The organism is Nocardia takedensis NBRC 100417 (genome assembly GCF_000308695.1).
Classification (GTDB): domain Bacteria; phylum Actinomycetota; class Actinomycetes; order Mycobacteriales; family Mycobacteriaceae; genus Nocardia; species Nocardia takedensis.
The window spans coordinates 20,545-34,890 of the sequence record NZ_BAGG01000252.1 but is presented as its reverse complement, the minus strand read 5'-3'; the positions used below and the strand labels follow the sequence as shown (position 1 = coordinate 34,890).

Sequence of the window (14,346 nt, the reverse complement as noted above, 5' to 3'; positions counted from 1 at the left end):
CTAAGCAGGTGCGCTGCAAAGGCGCGTCGGCCGATCGGCTCACCCGCGAGTACGGTCCCGACATCGCCGGGCCCGAAGCCGACTGCGCCACCGTCACCCGGACGACGCTGGACCTGGTCGCGCGCACGCTCACCGAGACCCAGCGGGCGACCTCCCCGTATCCGCCGGACAGGATCGTCGTCGACCCCGACACCCCGGTGCTGTCCGGACCGGCCTGGCTGGCCGAGTTCCCGGTCGCCACCGTGGACGCCGAGGGGGTGCTGCACCTGCCGTCGAAATCACTGTTCGTTCCGGCGAGCGTTCCGCTCGTCCCGGACGAGTTCAAGGGCACGCACTACTGCACGTTGATCGCCCCCGAATATCTGGAAGCCGTGCTGAGGGGAACCGTCACTCCCTGACCAGCAGGCACTTCACGCCGGCTCTCCGGACTGCGCGATCGGAGGCCGCGCGAGTTCGGGCCGAGCCGACGTTCGAAGGCGATATCGAGCGCGAACGCGTTGGCTCGGCCCCTTTTCCGGACCACGGCCGGATCGGTCTCCCGCGGCCGACGCGCCCCGATTCACTTTTCGTCGGCGAGGAGTTTCTCCAGGACCGCGGGGAAGCGTCTGAGGACCGCGCGTTCTCGATCGGTCAGTTCCGACCGGGCCGCGCGGGCGATCCAGTCGGCTCGGCTGGTTCGTTCGTCGTCGAGTCGCGCGCTGCCGTCCTCCGACAGGGCCACCAGGACGCGGCGCTTGTCGGCGGGGTCGGGACGCAGGTCCACCAGGGCCTGGTCCGCGAGCAGGCGCACCGTGCGGGCCATGCTCTGGTGGCGGACTCCTTCGCGGTCCGCGAGCGCGACGATCGCCAACGGCCCGTCCCGGCGCAGGTGACCGAGCACCGCGGCTTGCCCCGCGGGCATCGTGTCGACACTTCTCACGCAACGCACGAACCGTCCGACGACGAGACGGAGTCGCTCGGCGTCGGCCACGGAGTAGTCGGCATCGTCCACTGGACAAACTATACAGCCTCGCTGTACTTTTCCGAGATATACAGCGACGCTGTATATCAACCACCGTCCAGGAGGACCCCGCAGTGACCTACCAGCCCTACGCACTGGCCTTTCCCGCCGCCGAGTTCGACTTGCGCAGCGACGATTTCGACAACGGCGGACCGTTGCCCGCGGCCTGCTACAACACCGACACCGGGGCGAATCGCTCGCCCGCGCTGGCCTGGTCGGGTCTGCCCGAGGGCACCCGCAGCCTCGTCGTCACCGCGTTCGACGCCGATGCGCCGATCCCGGGCGGACTCTGGCACTGGGCGGTCAAGGACGTGCCCGCCACCACGGCGGGCATCGAAAGCGATGCGGGAGCGAGCGGAGGGGCCGATCTGCCGGTCGGAGCCGTCACGCTGACCAACGATCTCGGGCAGGCGGCCTATTCGGGTGTCGCGCCGCCGCCCGGAACCGGCATCCACCGTCTGTTCGTCTGTGTGACGGCGCTGTCGGTGGACCGTCTGGAACTGCCCGAGGGGGCGGGGCTCGCACTGCTCAACATCTCGATGATCCCGCACACGCTGGGGCGGGCGGTACTCGTCGGCACGAGCGACGCCTCGGCCTGACAGAAACCGCGCAGGCGGTGAATCACGCTGTGCCACCACCGAATCAATTGGTCGCGGGCCGGCGGATTCACCGCCTGCGGCGTGGTCGGATCAGCCCGCGAAATCCGGGCACAGGTTGGTCGTGGCCGCGCTGACGAACAGCGTGCCCTGGCCGAACTGGTACACCTGCTCGACCGCGGCGATCTCGTCGAGCACCGTCACGCCGCCGCGCAGATGGGCGCAGGTCGCATAGCCCGCGGTGACCATCTCGGCGGGCGTCTTCCCCGGCAGGGTGGCGTCGGTCAGGCTGATCTGCTCGAGGAAAGTTCCCTCCGCGCCCGCGTCGGCGGTCGCGACGGCGCCGCCGATCACGGCGCTGCCCAGTGCCACGATCGTCGCGGCGCAGGCGATCGCGGAGGTGCGGAGGCGGTTCCGGTTGCTCATGATGTCTTCCTAAGGCTCGGGTGCCGTTGTCGGCGTTGACTAAACGATCCCGCAATCGACGACCGCGCAGAACCCACCCAAGGGGTTGCGCACGCCCACCCGTCGGCGCGGAACCGGCGCACGACCGGGCAGGAGCAGACACACCGGGATCGCCAGCGCGGGGAGAACGGTGGCACACCAGAACGCCCGATCGAACGCCTCGACCGGGCCTTCGACACAACGGAAGCCGATCTCAGGGGCGTCGGCGCGGGCCCGGAGCCCAGACGCCGAGCAGGATCGCCCCGGCGAAGCTGATGCAGGCCAGTACGATCGCGGCGCGGTGCATGCCGTCGACGAAGGCGACGCGGGCCAGGTCCAGGACGGGATCGGCCTGGGGGCCTGCCTGCGCGGCGAATTCGGTGGTGGCGGCCAGGGAATGGGATACCGGGCCGCGCACGGGTTCGGGCAGACGCGGCAGGACCGGGTCGATGCCCGCCCGGTAGCCGGAGGCGAGCACGGTTCCGCTGATCGCGATGCCGATGGCCGCGCCGATCTCACGCGCCGCGTCGTTGACGGCCGCGGACACGCCGTGGTTGTCGGCCGGGCTGTCGTTCATGATGGCGGCGGTGGCGGGCGCGGCCGCGAGGCCGAGGCCGACGCTGAGGACCAGCAGCGCCGCGAGGAAACCGGCGTAGCCGTCCTCGGGGCGCTGCCCGGTGATGAGCAGCAGGCCCAGCAGTGGTTCGCGCACCCGCCGTTCCACCACGACGAACAGGCCGGCGGCGATCGCGGTGACCGCGAATCCGACGAGGATCGCCGGATCGGTCCACCGCGGCCATGCCGATGAACACCGACTGCCAAGCCCACCACCGCAACAGCACGCCGGAACCGACCAAGCCGATCAGGCCGCCGCGAAGATCACCAGGCCGACCAGCAGCAGCAACCTGCGGCCGAAGCGGTCGCCGAGCGCGCCCGCGGGCAGGACCAGGCAGGCCAGCACCAAGGTGTAGCTGTCGACGATCCAGGCCGTCTGGGTGTGGTCGGCCCCGGTGGCCACCGCGATCGGGGCCAGCGCGGTGTAGAGCGCGGCCATCGAGGCCACCACCAGCGCCACGGCGGCGGATCTGATCGTGCGCGAGGGCTTCGACGCCTTCGATGTCGACGCCGTCGCCCGCCACGCACACTGTTCGCGGGCCACGGTCTACCGGCACACCGGCGGCGCGACGCACCTGCGCGAAACCGTCTTGGCGCGATCGGCGGGTCGCCTGCTCGCCGTCATCCAGGATTCGCTGACCGGTCTGGCCGGGGCCGAGCGGCTGTCCACGGCGCTCACCGTCGCGCTGCGGGAGGTGCGCGCCGACCCGGTGGTGATGGCCTTCATCCGGTCCGGCCACAGCGCGCGCACGGCGACCGCGGTCGCGCAGTCGCCCGCGTTGATCGGGGTCGCCTCGGAGTTGGCCGAGATCTCGCCCCGCGACCCGGTGACGGCGGTCTGGCTGATCCGCTCCATCCTGTCGCTGCTGCTGTGGCCGACCGATGCGGACACCGAAGCCCAACTCGTGCGGCGGATCACGATCTCGCTGCTCGCCCAACGGGCCGACGGCGCGGACCCCGCTCCGGCCACCCCGCACGGTTGACAAATGTCAGTGCGATCGACTGGAGTCGGAGCATGAGCGAGATCCGGCAGCGACCGCGCGGGCGGGAGGCGCAGCGCCTGGAGACCAGGCAGCGGGTGCTCGACGCGGCGGTCGCGGAGTATCGGCGCACCGGGATGGCCGAGGCCGATCTGGCCGCGATCGTCGCCGAGGCGAAGGTCGCGCGGGGCACCTTCTACTTCCACTTCCCGACCAAGGAACACGTCCTGCTCGAACTCGAGGCGAGCGAGGAGGCGCGCGTCGCGCGCGAACTCGCCGAATTCCTGCGCACGCCGCGCGATCTGGCGTCCGCGCTGGCCGAGACGATCGCCCTCGTCGTCGCATTGGAACAGCGACTGGGCAAACTCCTGTTCAAGGATCTGCTCGCGGTGCACTTCTCCCCGACCCGCCCGCTCACCGACGAATGGCGCGAACATCCGGTGATCGTGCTGGTGGCCGGGATCATCGAGCGCGCGGGCGAATCCGGTGAGGCCGAACTCGCGGTGGACCCCTACCACAGCGCGGTGTTCTTCCTGCTCGGCCTCTACGGCCTGCTCACCACGACCACCGACGCCCGGGCGCTGCGCGCCTCGGTCCTCGACAGCTACCTGACCACCGTCCTGCGCGGCCTCGAACCCCGAACACCGCACGCCCCGAACGCTTCCGGCGACCGTCACGACTGACGGCGCCGCCACCGATCACGAAAGGGCGTCATGACGCCGCAGACAGTGCTGACCGTATCGGGTCTCGCGATGGCCACCCAGGAAGCGCTCCGAGCGGGGTTGGATCGCGCGATCCCCTTCGGCGCGGACCTCCCCCGCCACGTCCACGAAGTGACCCCGGCGTGGCTGGACTCGGCACTGCGACTGCCGCCCGGCACGATCACCGCCGTAAGGGTGCTGACACAGCACTCCGGCACCGCCGCGCGGGCTCGCATCGAAGTGGACGGCGACACCGGAGCACCGCGACAGCTGTTCTTGAAAATGCTTCCGCGCGACTACCTCCAGCACGTGCTGATGAACATCTTCCGTCTCGGCGCCCGCGAAATCCTCGCCTACCGGGCGCTGGGCGAACAGCCTCCGGTGCGGGTGCCGCGCTGCCACGTGGCGCGGTACGAGACGCGGCGCAGGCGCAGCGTCCTGGTGCTCGAAGACCTCTCGCCCACCGCCGAATTCCGCACCGTCGTGGACTCGGTGACGCGCGCCGAGGCCGAAGCGGTCGTCGACGCCTTCGCCGATCTGCACGGACAGTTCTGGGACAGCGCCCGTTTCGACACCGATCTGCGTCCGCTGGCCCACCGCTCCCCCACCGAGATCCGGGTCGGCGATCTGGTGCGCCGCCGCTTCCTGGCCCGCATCACCGGCCACACCGCCGACCTCATTCCCTCGGACACCGCCCGCCGATGCCGGATCTTCTACCTGCGCAGCGGCGACATCGACGCCTTCTGGGCGCGGCAACCCCGCACCCTGACCCACGGTGACCCCCACCTGGGCAACCTGTTCTTCGAACCCACCGGCCCCGGATTCCTGGACTGGCAGGTCGCCTCCGGCGGCGTCGGCATCCGCGATGTGGCCTACTTCGCCTGCGCCTCGGTCGAACCCGACCTGTTGCGCGCGATCGAGCGCGGGCTGGTCCAGCGCTACACCGATCGACTCGCGGCGGCGGGCATCCCGGTGGATGTCGACCGGCAGTGGACGCTCTACCGCGCGGCGCTGACCGAACTGTTCCTCGCGGCCGTGTGCACCGCCGAGGCGGGCGAACGCATGCAACCGTTCGAGGTGTCGCGGGTGGGAGTGGAACGGGCCGTGGCCGGTGTCACCGCACACGACAGCTTCCAATTGCTCGAAACCCTGATCTCCGCCGACTGATCGCGCCTCGCGGTCCGCGGGCTCCGGCGGGCCGCATGCTCACCCAGTACGCGACCACCTGCGCGAATCCCCTACCTACCTGACCACGCCGGCGTGGCCGGCCGACGACGGCGACCACGACCGCGCGGCCCGCGATTCCCTGCGCCGCAACTTCCTGCGCCACTGCGTCGAACTCTTTCTCCGAACCAGCCTGCTTCCCAACGGCATCGATCCCACGCTGGTTGCGCTGCGCCCCGTCGCCACCGCCTCCCGCCACCACTTCGACTTCACCGCCCTCGGCACCGCCCTCGCCCCCCACGGCATGAGCGTCTTCTTCGCCCCCTTCGAACCCGACGACCTGGTCGCCTGATCCGGCATGATTCTCGGGTGACGAATGGTTCCGAGGATCTGCGACTGTGGGACGCGGTGGCCGACAGCTATGCCGCGACGGTGTCAGGTCCGGGCGACAGCTTCTATCGGCGGATTCACGGGTTCCTGTGGGGCGAATTCGGCGACGTCTCCGGTCTGGACGTCTTGGATCTCGGGTGTGGGCACGGGTGGTTGGCGGAGCGGATGCGGCAGGCCGGGGCGCGTGTGACGGGAATCGACGGTAGCGACGGACTGCTGGCGATCGCGCGAGCACGGTATCCCGACATCGAATTCCGCGGGCACGACCTCACGCTCGGTCTGCCCGACCCGGCGCGCCGATTCGACCGGGTCGTGGCGCACATGGTGCTGATGGACGTCCCGGTTCTGGACCGTTTGTTCGCCGATGTAGCCGGTTCGCTGCGCGACGGAGGCGTGTTCGTCTTCTCGATCCTGCATCCGGCCTTCTTCAGCCGCGACATCGTCGACGAAGGGCCCGACGGGGAGCGCTACCGGAAGGTCACCGGGTACCTGGCTCCGGAGACACGGTGGATCGAATCGTTCGGCGGCCACCGCCACTACCACCGCCCGCTGTCCTGGTACGCCGAACTCGCGATCGCGAACGGGTTGGTCATCACCGGTATCCACGAGCCGCCGTCGTTGCCGCACACCGACATCCCGCCGGCCGAGTGGACCGACTACCAGCGGTGGTTCAGCACCATCCCCACCACACTGGCGATCTCGTGCGCGCCGTCCGCGCGAAGTCGGCCGACACCGCGCGACCGATGACCCGCGCGCGCAGAACCTCCACGCCCTGAAACAGAGGGGTTTGTGGGGGCGGGGAGCGGGCATACCCGACCATGTCCAGTCCAGGGGCGCCTACCAGCGAAACACCCTCCGCCCCATGCTCGAAGCGGCACGAACGCCGGCGCTGCACCACGGTCGTGGAAACACGGCCGCCGCCGTCAGCGCCACGGTCGGTCGGCACAACTCAGGAGTCGATATGCGAACCCACACCACCGGCCGTCGGATCCGCGGTTCCAGGAACACCAGCGTGATCGGGGTCATCGTACTCGTCTGGCTCCTCATCGGCGTCATCGCCGGAGCCCAGCGCGACTACTACGAGGACGCGCCGACCAACTGCGCGAGCACCGGGACCATCGCGCTCACCATCCTCGCCGGACCGCTCAACTACCTCGGCGCGAATCCGAAGGCCGATTGCCACGTCGAGGTCCCCCAGCCCAGCCAGTAGGACCCCCGCGTACCGGTTCGGCCCGCCTTCGAGGTACCTCGAAGGCGGGCCGAACGCGCGTCTCGGGACGAATACGGACCCACAGTCGATCGGCACGGTCGCGGGAACAGCCGCGGACCTGGTTTGCCTCCGATTCGCGCCACGGCTAGCCTGCTCAGGGCCGCCGCACAGACCTAGCTGTTCTGACCTGAGAGGTCGGGGACGCGGCCGGCAGGCGGGCGTCCGCCGAGGGCGCTGTGGTTGTAGGTGTGCAGCCAGGTGTCGCTGTCGCCGCCCTCGAGTGGTTTCCGCCGTCCAGGAGGGTGCGGGCATTCTCGTTGAGCGCGGATCAGTTCTCGATGCCGCTCCGCGGTACGGAATTCTCACGCTGACCCGACGGATCTCCCGCGGCCGCCCCGCTGCGCCCGGACCTGGCGTCACGGCGGACGACCGTTGCCATGATGGCCGGGATGCGTTGCCGGACAGTGCCGTCGCGACAGCGTTGGACTCTCGCTGACTTATTGTCTTCCGCCCGCCATCGCGCCCTCCTACCGTCGATCCTGCCGCGTCGCCCACGGTCCGGGCGGCGCACGACGGCCTTCCCATTTCCCGAAAGTAGCCGCACCATGACAGATCTCGCCGTGGAGCCCATCGATCCACCGGTCGCGGAGGTGCTGACGCCCGGCGTCCTGCCCGAAGAGTTGCTGCGTCGTTTCCACGGGCGCGCCCCGGAATACGATCGCGACAATCGTTTCTTCAGCGAGGATCTCGACGAACTCCGGGAGATCGGCTACCTGCGTGCGGCCATTCCCGTCAGCCACGGCGGTCTCGGCTGGACGCTTCCGCAGTTCAACAGCGCCCAGCGCGCGCTGGCCTACTGGGCGCCCGCCACCGCGCTCGGCGTCAACATGCACCTGTACTGGACCGGCCCGCTGGCCGACCGGATCGCCGCCGGTGACAGTTCCCTGGACTGGCTCGCGCACGAGGTCGCGGCGGGCAAGGTCATCGCGGCCGGGCACGGCGAGCGCGGAAACGACTTGGCCATCGACGATTCCACGACGATCGCGACGCGGGTCGAGGGCGGCTACCGCGTCACCGGGCACAAGATCTTCACCTCGCTCTCGCCCGCGTGGGACTGGCTGGGCATCCACGCGCGCGACGAGAGCGACCCGGACAAACCGCGCATCATTCACGCGTTCGTGCCGCGCCACAGCGAAGGCGTGCGCACCGTGGAGACCTGGGACACCCTCGGCGTGCGGGCGACCGCGAGCCACGACACCGTGTTGACGAACGTGTTCGTCGCCGAGGAACACGTGATCGACAGCTACGAACGCGGCGAATCCCCCGGCCCGTTCATCTCCTCGATCCTGCCGTGGGCGATTCCCGCGCTGGTCAACGTCTATCTCGGCATCGGCAGGCGCGCGGTCGACGTCGCGCTCGAGTCGGCGCGCACCCGCAACGTGCTCAGCCTCGGCGACCGCCCCGTCGCCGGGAAACCGTATGTGCGCTACCACGCGGCCGAGGCCGAATTGGCGTTGGAGGCGGCCACGGCGCAACTCGATCACATCACCGAACGCCTGGCCCGCGGCGACGACTTCGGCGACCGCCTGCTGCTGGCGCTGTTCGCCGTGAAGGAGAGCGGCACCCGCACCGCGCGCACGGTCGTGGATCTGGCCCTGGAGATCGGCGGCGGCGGTTCCATCCACCGCCGCAACGAGTTGGAGCGGCTCTACCGCGACGTCCGCGCGGGGAGTTTCCATCCGCCCAGCAGCGACAGCGTCCGGGAGTACATCGGCAACTTCCTGCTCGGCGAGTGAGCGCGGGCCTCCGAAATCCAGACGGAACAGGAACAGCGACAATGACTCTCGCGCAGATCGAGACCCGCGCGGACCGCGAGGCGGCCGCCGCGAAGATCTACCGCCACGCCGGGCTCACCGTCGACCGACTCGGTGAGCACATCGGCGCGCGCCTCGGCGGAGTACGGCTCGGCGGGGATCTGCCCGCCGAGCAGGTCGAAGCGATCCGGCTCGCCCTGGCGATCCACAAAGTGGTCGTCTTCACCGAACAGCACCACCTCGACGGAGGTCGCGGCGGCAAGCCCGCGCAGTACCAGGAATTCACCAGCACCGAATTCGAGACGCTGCACCCCGTGGTGCGGGTGCATCCGGAAACCGGTGAACGCGCCCTGCTGCTCGGCCATTTCGCGAAGAGCTTCCCCGACCTGAGCAGCACCGAGTTCCACAGCCTGTTCCAGTTGTTGCAGGCGCGAATCACCAGACTGGAGAACACGTTCCGCTGGCACTGGCGTCTCGGCGACGTCGCGATCTGGGACAACCGCGCCACCCAGCACTACGGGATCGCGGACTACGGCGACCAGGAACGCGAACTGCACCGCATCACCCTCGCCGGCGACATCCCCGTGAACGTCGACGGCTCCCCCAGCAGGCCCCTCACGGGCGACGCCTCGCACTACAGCGAGGTGACACCCGCGAAGCGACTCGACTTCTTCGCCTGACCCTATCGGCATCGGGCGCGGCCGGGCCGCCGCCCGATGACACCGGTCGTTCCCGATAGCTCCGATTCGCTTTCCACCAGCGAAAGTCGGACATCTCACGCTTATGTGCGACGCCACCGAGCGCTGCCTACGGTCGGGTGGATGACCGAGAAAACGATTCCGCTGTTGCGGGCCCGATCGATCGATCCGGTAGCCGACTTCTACACCGCGCTGGGGTTCGAGATCACCTACCGCCAGGACAAGCCCTACCGGTTCCTGAGCGTGCGACGCGGGGGGGTCGAACTGAACTTCCACGGGGACCGGACCTTCGAACCGGCGGCGAGCACGCACGGCTGTCTGGTCGACACCGACCACGTCGACCACCTGTACGCGGTGTTCACCGAGGCGTTGACCGAGGTCTTCGGCGCGGTCCCCACCGGAGGTATCCCCCGGGTCGGTGCGCTGAAGGACACCACCTACGGGGTGCGGCAGTTCCTGCTGATCGACCCCGGCGGGAACACCCTCCAGATCGCGCAGCGGATCAGCGACGACCAGGAGCACCGGCCCGCGCCGCGCTCGACCTTCGAGCGAGCCGTGCACCTGGGTGCGCTGTACGCCGATTCCAAGCAGGACCTGGACGCGGCGGTCCGGATCCTCGACCGCGCCCTGGGGCGCACCGATGAGCGACCGACCCCCGTCCAACTGGTGAAACTGCTGGTGTTGCGGGCCGACGTGGGGATCCGACGCGGCGAAGTGGACCTGGCCCGCAACCTGCTCGCCCGGGTCCGCGCGGCACGGGTCGACGGACCGGAACTGGTCGACGACCTGCGGCGCGCGGCCGAACTCGAGGGCACGGTATGACCGGGCGACGGCGACCCGCCGCCGCGCCCGCTAGTCGGCGGTCCTGGTCGGGACGCGGTCGCGCAGGTATTCGCGCACCGCGTCCACGGCGCGGACCGCGCTCTCGACGGCGGCTTCCATGGTCGAGGGCATTCCGGTGTCGGTCCAGTCGCCGGCCAGGAACAGGCCCTCGATCGGCGTGCGCTGCGGCAGACGCAGGTCGTCGAATCCGGGTTGCGCGGAGAACGTCGCCTGCGGTTGGTGGATCACGTGGGTGCGCAACACCTCGGCCTCGGCGACCTCCGGATAGTGTTTGGCCAGTGATTCCAGTGCCGCCGCGGTGAATTCGGCGTTGGGCAGGTGCACGACGTCCCACGACGCGCTCACGGCCAGTGAATAGCAGTGCCCCGCCTCGGTCTTCTCACCGTGCATGCCCGTGGTGTCGAAGACCCATTCGATGGTGGTGTCGCGCAGGTTCTCCGCGAGCCTGCGCATCCGCAGTGGACGGTCCAGCCACACGTAGACGCTCGAGATCGGCGCGGGTTCGATCTTGCGCGCGGGCGTGAAATGGTCGTACTGCCCCAGACGTCCGCGATCGAGCAGCGTCGTCAGCGACCACGGCGGCAGCGCCAGCACGGCCGCGTCGACCTCGATCACGCGCCCGTCGGACAGTCGGACACCGGTGAGCCCGTCGTCGGTGATCTCGATGTCGCCGACACCGCTGCCGACGAAAATCTCCCCGCCGCGCTCTTTCAGATAGCGTTCGGCGGGCGCGACGAACAGTTCGTGCAGGCTCACCCGTGGCCAGACCGCGTCACCGGCCCTGGTGTTGCCCGCCAGCGCCCGGTTGCCGATCCAGTGCAGGGTCTGCACGAACATCGAGGCCGACACCCGCTCGGTCCTCTCGTTGAGCAGGCCGATGACGAATTGGTCGAGTACCAACGCGCGCAACGATTCCGGCGCGCCGATCTGCTTGAACCAGCGGTCGACGGTCAGACCGTCGAGTTCCGGCGTGGGACGCCGCGAGGCGCGCAGGATCCGCGCCCAGGTGCGCAGCGCGGCGGGGCGTTCGCGCAACGGAATGGGCGGCCACACCATCCAGGACAATCCGACAGCGCGGCGCAGCGCGGACGGCAGCCAGGACGGCGCGCGCAAGGTCAGCAGTTCGCCGGGCCCGGTCTTGATCGCGAAAGGCGGTGTGTCCCAAAGGAGCTCGTCGCGCGTGCCGATGGTGTCGACGTAGCGCAGCAAGGCGTCGTAGCAGCCCGCGAACAGGTGTTGACCGTTGTCGACCCGGCCTTCGATGCCGGACACCTCGAAGGAGATGGTGCGCCCGCCGAGCCGCCCCCGCTTCTCGACCAGGGTGACCCGATGACCTGCCTCCGCGAGCCACACCGCCGTGGCCAATCCGGCCAGACCCGCGCCCGCCACCAGGATGTGCGCGGATTCCTGCTGCCCCATCGGCACCTCCCGGACAATCGTTCGAGACGAGAATGAATGAGATGAATTGCTTGTCATACTCGCATCACCGGAGCGCACTTGTACAGAGTGTGTCGAACACCTAGGTGGCGGGTGGGGTGTGCAGTTCGATGGCGACCAGGAGTTCGACCAGATCGTTGACGCTGCGGGCGTTGCGACCGGTGAGTTCCTGGACGCGGCCGAGGCGGTATTTGGCGGTGTTGTGGTGGATGCGCAGGGCGTCGGCCGCTTCGCGCAGGTTCATGTCGGCGGCGGCGAATGCGCGGATGGTGTCGGCCAGCGGGCCGCCGCGGGTCCGGTCCCCGGCCAGCGCGGCGCCGATCCGCGGGTCGACGAGGTGGCGGGCGGCGTCGTCGGCCCGCACCACGGCCGGCGTGCGCAGTCGCACCGACGTGGCGCCGCGGGTCTGGACGATCATACAAATCGCGTCCTAATGTATGTCTGGTGTGGAGGCGAGTCGATATCCAGCACACTCTCGCCGACCGTCCCCGCACAGGTGGGTCCGCAAGCAGTCGATGCCACGGATTTGCCGGTGGTTCACCAGCGGGACGCCACACTCGTCCGAGAACAGGAGACCAGCGCATGAGGGCTCGTGGGTGGCAGGGCGACGCGCCGCGCAGCGAGGACGAGGCGCGCGAACGGATCCTCGCCGCCGCGCGTCGGTGCATCGTGCGACTGTCGGCGGCCAAGACCTCGCTGTCGGATGTCGCCGCCGAATTGGGGGTCACCCGGCAGACCGTCTACCGCTACTACCCGAGTGCCCTCGAGTTGCTCGCCGCGGTCGGCGAGGCGGGCACCAACGACTTCCTCGATCGGGTGGAGGCCCACATCGAAGGGATCACCGATCCCGAGGACGCGATCATCGAGGCACTGTTCTTCGCGCTGACCAACGTCCCGACCGATCCCACGGTGGGACTGCTGTTGCAGACCGGCGAGGCCGACATCTTCGCCCGCGGCGCGACCTCGACCAACGCGCTGAGTCTGAGCAGGCAGTCGATGTATCGGCTGCCCGTGGACTGGGCCGGTTTCGGATTCGACGACGACGATGTGGCCGATTTCGCCGAGGTGCTGTTGCGCCTGTTCCTGTCCCTGCTCCAGTACCCGTCGACGCCGCCGCGCGATCAGGAGGAGATGAAGGCGTTCATCCGCCGCTGGGTCGGTCCGGCGCTGCGCGGCCAACGCCGCACACCTCGCGCCCCCGACGAGCCTCAGCGCGGGGCCGGAACCGGATAGTCGCGCAACGCGATATCCGTGCTCGCGTCGTCGGAGTACTTCAGCATGAGCTTCCACAGCCGCGATCCGAGGAAACGATTGCGGAATACGATGCCGCGGGCCGTTTTCGGAGCCAGGAACCGGCCCGCGTTGCTCCGTCCGGCGATCCTGGCGTAGCGGCGCATGATCCGGTCGTACTCGGCGAAAGCGACCGCGTACTCCCCACCGGCCATTGCGAGTTCACCCGCGAGCACATACGCCCCGACGACGGCGAGGCCGGTGCCGAACCCGCCCAGGGTGTTTCCGTAGGCGGAGTCACCGACGAGCGCCACGCGTCCCCTGGTGTAGCCGGACATGCGCACCCGACCGAGCGAGTCCAGATGGAAGTCGTCGGCGGTCGCCGTCTCCGCCAGCATGCGCGGGATCTCCCAGCCCAGGCCCGCGTAGGCGTCGGCGACCAAGCGGCGCTGGGCCGCGAGATCCTCGCGCGGGAAATCCCGCTCCGATCCGGCGAAGAGATAGAACTGCTGCGCTTTCGGCCCGCCGCTGACCGCCAGTCGTCCCGGCGCGTTGTAGCCGAAGGCGGTCACCCGTTCCCGCGAGGCCGCCTCCCACGGACTCGCTCCCGCCACGCAGTAGTAGTGGCCGAGATGTTCGACGAAGTCGCGTTCGGGGCCGAAGGCGAGGCGGCGCACCCGCGAATGGATGCCGTCCGCGCCGAAGACCAGGTCGAAGGTGCGCGGGGCGCCGCGCTCGAATTCCACCCGCACGCCGTCCCCGGTGTCGGTCAGCGCGGCGACGGCGTCGCCGAAGACGTACTCGCAGCGCTCTTCGGTGAGCTCGTACAGGATCCGGGACAGGTCACCGCGCGGGATCTCGACGTCGCCACCGGTGAAATCGCCGGACAGGAACGCCAGACGCGCGCCGTTCTCGTCCACGAAGACGGTGTCGGTGGTTCCCGTGCGGCGGGCGCACACCCGCTCCCACACGCCCATGCGTTCGAGCACGGTCCGGTGGGTCGCGCCTTTGAAATCGACGGCTTGTCCGCCGGGACGCAACGCCGGGGCGCGTTCGACGACCGTCACCGTGAAGCCGTAGCGGTCGAGCCAATGGGCCAGCGCGGGGCCGGCGATGCCCGCGCCGGAGATGAGGACGTTCTTGGTGCGCACGAGGGCCTCCTGAAGCCAATTATCTGCGTCCGGTGGATTCTGTTTCCGCCGGACACAAATCAGCGTATGGTAG

17 protein-coding genes and 1 pseudogene are annotated in these 14,346 nt (G+C 69.4%); 11 read left to right on the top strand and 7 right to left on the bottom strand.

The window, feature by feature from the left end; all coding sequences use genetic code 11:
* Positions 1 to 398, top strand: a 398-nt coding sequence (locus tag ON30_RS30780; RefSeq protein ID WP_157183964.1) for a hypothetical protein, incomplete at its 5' end; no start/stop codon positions are given.
* 161 nt (positions 399 to 559) lie between these two features.
* On the opposite strand, the gene ON30_RS30775 is transcribed toward ON30_RS30780, so the two are convergent.
* A complete protein-coding gene (locus tag ON30_RS30775; RefSeq protein WP_040713178.1) occupies positions 560 to 991 on the bottom strand; it encodes a MarR family winged helix-turn-helix transcriptional regulator in 432 nt (143 codons plus the stop codon).
* Positions 992 to 1,074: 83 nt separating this feature from the next.
* On the opposite strand from ON30_RS30775, the gene ON30_RS30770 reads away from it, so the two are divergent.
* Positions 1,075 to 1,599 (top strand): YbhB/YbcL family Raf kinase inhibitor-like protein, encoded by a 525-nt coding sequence (locus ON30_RS30770; protein WP_040713177.1) that lies wholly within the window; start codon positions 1,075 to 1,077, stop codon positions 1,597 to 1,599.
* Between the two features lie 90 nt (positions 1,600 to 1,689).
* Here ON30_RS30770 and ON30_RS30765 read toward each other — a convergent pair whose 3' ends face one another.
* The 3 genes and pseudogenes from ON30_RS30765 to ON30_RS41510 all read right to left on the bottom strand — a co-directional run.
* Positions 1,690 to 2,022, bottom strand: coding sequence for a DUF732 domain-containing protein (locus tag ON30_RS30765; protein ID WP_040713176.1), 333 nt, complete (start codon positions 2,020 to 2,022; stop codon positions 1,690 to 1,692).
* A gap of 232 nt (positions 2,023 to 2,254) precedes the next feature.
* Complete coding sequence (locus ON30_RS40450; protein ID WP_174387613.1) at positions 2,255 to 2,752, bottom strand: MFS transporter; 498 nt, start codon at positions 2,750 to 2,752, stop codon at positions 2,255 to 2,257.
* Positions 2,753 to 2,905: 153 nt separating this feature from the next.
* Positions 2,906 to 3,130, bottom strand: a pseudogene (locus ON30_RS41510) (MFS transporter); the annotation flags it as partial.
* A gap of 1 nt (position 3,131) precedes the next feature.
* Between ON30_RS41510 and ON30_RS40270 the strand changes: the two are divergent.
* From ON30_RS40270 to ON30_RS30715, 8 genes are all read left to right on the top strand, one after another.
* Positions 3,132 to 3,638 carry a TetR/AcrR family transcriptional regulator gene (locus ON30_RS40270; RefSeq protein ID WP_051030200.1) on the top strand — a complete coding sequence of 169 codons (507 nt, stop codon included), beginning with the start codon at positions 3,132 to 3,134 and terminating at the stop codon, positions 3,636 to 3,638.
* 32 nt (positions 3,639 to 3,670) lie between these two features.
* Complete coding sequence (locus ON30_RS30745; protein ID WP_051030199.1) at positions 3,671 to 4,318, top strand: TetR/AcrR family transcriptional regulator; 648 nt, start codon at positions 3,671 to 3,673, stop codon at positions 4,316 to 4,318.
* A 30-nt stretch (positions 4,319 to 4,348) separates the two neighbouring features.
* Positions 4,349 to 5,503: a phosphotransferase gene (locus ON30_RS30740; protein ID WP_040713173.1), complete on the top strand. Its 1,155-nt coding sequence runs from the start codon at positions 4,349 to 4,351 to the stop codon at positions 5,501 to 5,503.
* 366 nt (positions 5,504 to 5,869) lie between these two features.
* The gene (locus ON30_RS36605; RefSeq protein WP_051030198.1) at positions 5,870 to 6,637 is read left to right on the top strand and encodes a class I SAM-dependent DNA methyltransferase; all 768 of its coding nucleotides are present in this window, start codon (positions 5,870 to 5,872) and stop codon (positions 6,635 to 6,637) included.
* A gap of 214 nt (positions 6,638 to 6,851) precedes the next feature.
* The gene (locus ON30_RS30730; protein WP_085999438.1) at positions 6,852 to 7,100 is read left to right on the top strand and encodes a hypothetical protein; all 249 of its coding nucleotides are present in this window, start codon (positions 6,852 to 6,854) and stop codon (positions 7,098 to 7,100) included.
* Between the two features lie 605 nt (positions 7,101 to 7,705).
* On the top strand, positions 7,706 to 8,896 hold the full coding sequence (locus ON30_RS30725) for an acyl-CoA dehydrogenase family protein (RefSeq protein WP_051030197.1): 1,191 nt from the start codon (positions 7,706 to 7,708) through the stop codon (positions 8,894 to 8,896).
* Between the two features lie 41 nt (positions 8,897 to 8,937).
* Positions 8,938 to 9,594 carry a TauD/TfdA dioxygenase family protein gene (locus ON30_RS30720; protein WP_040713172.1) on the top strand — a complete coding sequence of 219 codons (657 nt, stop codon included), beginning with the start codon at positions 8,938 to 8,940 and terminating at the stop codon, positions 9,592 to 9,594.
* Between the two features lie 141 nt (positions 9,595 to 9,735).
* The gene (locus ON30_RS30715; RefSeq protein ID WP_040713169.1) at positions 9,736 to 10,434 is read left to right on the top strand and encodes a bleomycin resistance protein; all 699 of its coding nucleotides are present in this window, start codon (positions 9,736 to 9,738) and stop codon (positions 10,432 to 10,434) included.
* A 30-nt stretch (positions 10,435 to 10,464) separates the two neighbouring features.
* Here ON30_RS30715 and hpnE read toward each other — a convergent pair whose 3' ends face one another.
* Entirely contained in the window at positions 10,465 to 11,874 is a 1,410-nt protein-coding gene (gene hpnE / locus ON30_RS30710; RefSeq protein WP_051030196.1) for a hydroxysqualene dehydroxylase HpnE, read from the bottom strand.
* A 100-nt stretch (positions 11,875 to 11,974) separates the two neighbouring features.
* The gene (locus ON30_RS30705) at positions 11,975 to 12,310 is read right to left on the bottom strand and encodes a helix-turn-helix domain-containing protein (RefSeq protein ID WP_040713167.1); all 336 of its coding nucleotides are present in this window, start codon (positions 12,308 to 12,310) and stop codon (positions 11,975 to 11,977) included.
* Positions 12,311 to 12,474: 164 nt separating this feature from the next.
* Between ON30_RS30705 and ON30_RS30700 the strand changes: the two genes are divergently transcribed.
* Positions 12,475 to 13,125 (top strand): TetR/AcrR family transcriptional regulator, encoded by a 651-nt coding sequence (locus tag ON30_RS30700; protein WP_051030195.1) that lies wholly within the window; start codon positions 12,475 to 12,477, stop codon positions 13,123 to 13,125.
* On the opposite strand, the gene ON30_RS30695 is transcribed toward ON30_RS30700, so the two are convergent.
* A complete protein-coding gene (locus ON30_RS30695) occupies positions 13,101 to 14,273 on the bottom strand; it encodes an FAD-dependent monooxygenase (protein ID WP_040713166.1) in 1,173 nt (390 codons plus the stop codon). The two genes, ON30_RS30700 and ON30_RS30695, sit on opposite strands and share 25 nt — an antisense overlap.
* Between the last annotated feature and the right edge of the window lie 73 nt (positions 14,274 to 14,346).

Bases quoted from the DNA above. Each gene is read 5' to 3' on its own strand.
- ON30_RS30765 (WP_040713176.1), bottom strand. From the start codon at position 2,022: ATGAGCAACCGGAACCGCCTCCGCACCTCCGCGATCGCCTGCGCCGCG.
- ON30_RS30745 (WP_051030199.1), top strand. From the start codon at position 3,671: ATGAGCGAGATCCGGCAGCGACCGCGCGGGCGGGAGGCGCAGCGCCTG.
- ON30_RS30740 (WP_040713173.1), top strand. From the start codon at position 4,349: ATGACGCCGCAGACAGTGCTGACCGTATCGGGTCTCGCGATGGCCACC.
- ON30_RS30730 (WP_085999438.1), top strand. From the start codon at position 6,852: ATGCGAACCCACACCACCGGCCGTCGGATCCGCGGTTCCAGGAACACC.
- ON30_RS30725 (WP_051030197.1), top strand. From the start codon at position 7,706: ATGACAGATCTCGCCGTGGAGCCCATCGATCCACCGGTCGCGGAGGTG.
- ON30_RS30720 (WP_040713172.1), top strand. From the start codon at position 8,938: ATGACTCTCGCGCAGATCGAGACCCGCGCGGACCGCGAGGCGGCCGCC.
- ON30_RS30715 (WP_040713169.1), top strand. From the start codon at position 9,736: ATGACCGAGAAAACGATTCCGCTGTTGCGGGCCCGATCGATCGATCCG.
- hpnE (WP_051030196.1), bottom strand. From the start codon at position 11,874: ATGGGGCAGCAGGAATCCGCGCACATCCTGGTGGCGGGCGCGGGTCTG.
- ON30_RS30705 (WP_040713167.1), bottom strand. From the start codon at position 12,310: ATGATCGTCCAGACCCGCGGCGCCACGTCGGTGCGACTGCGCACGCCG.
- ON30_RS30700 (WP_051030195.1), top strand. From the start codon at position 12,475: ATGAGGGCTCGTGGGTGGCAGGGCGACGCGCCGCGCAGCGAGGACGAG.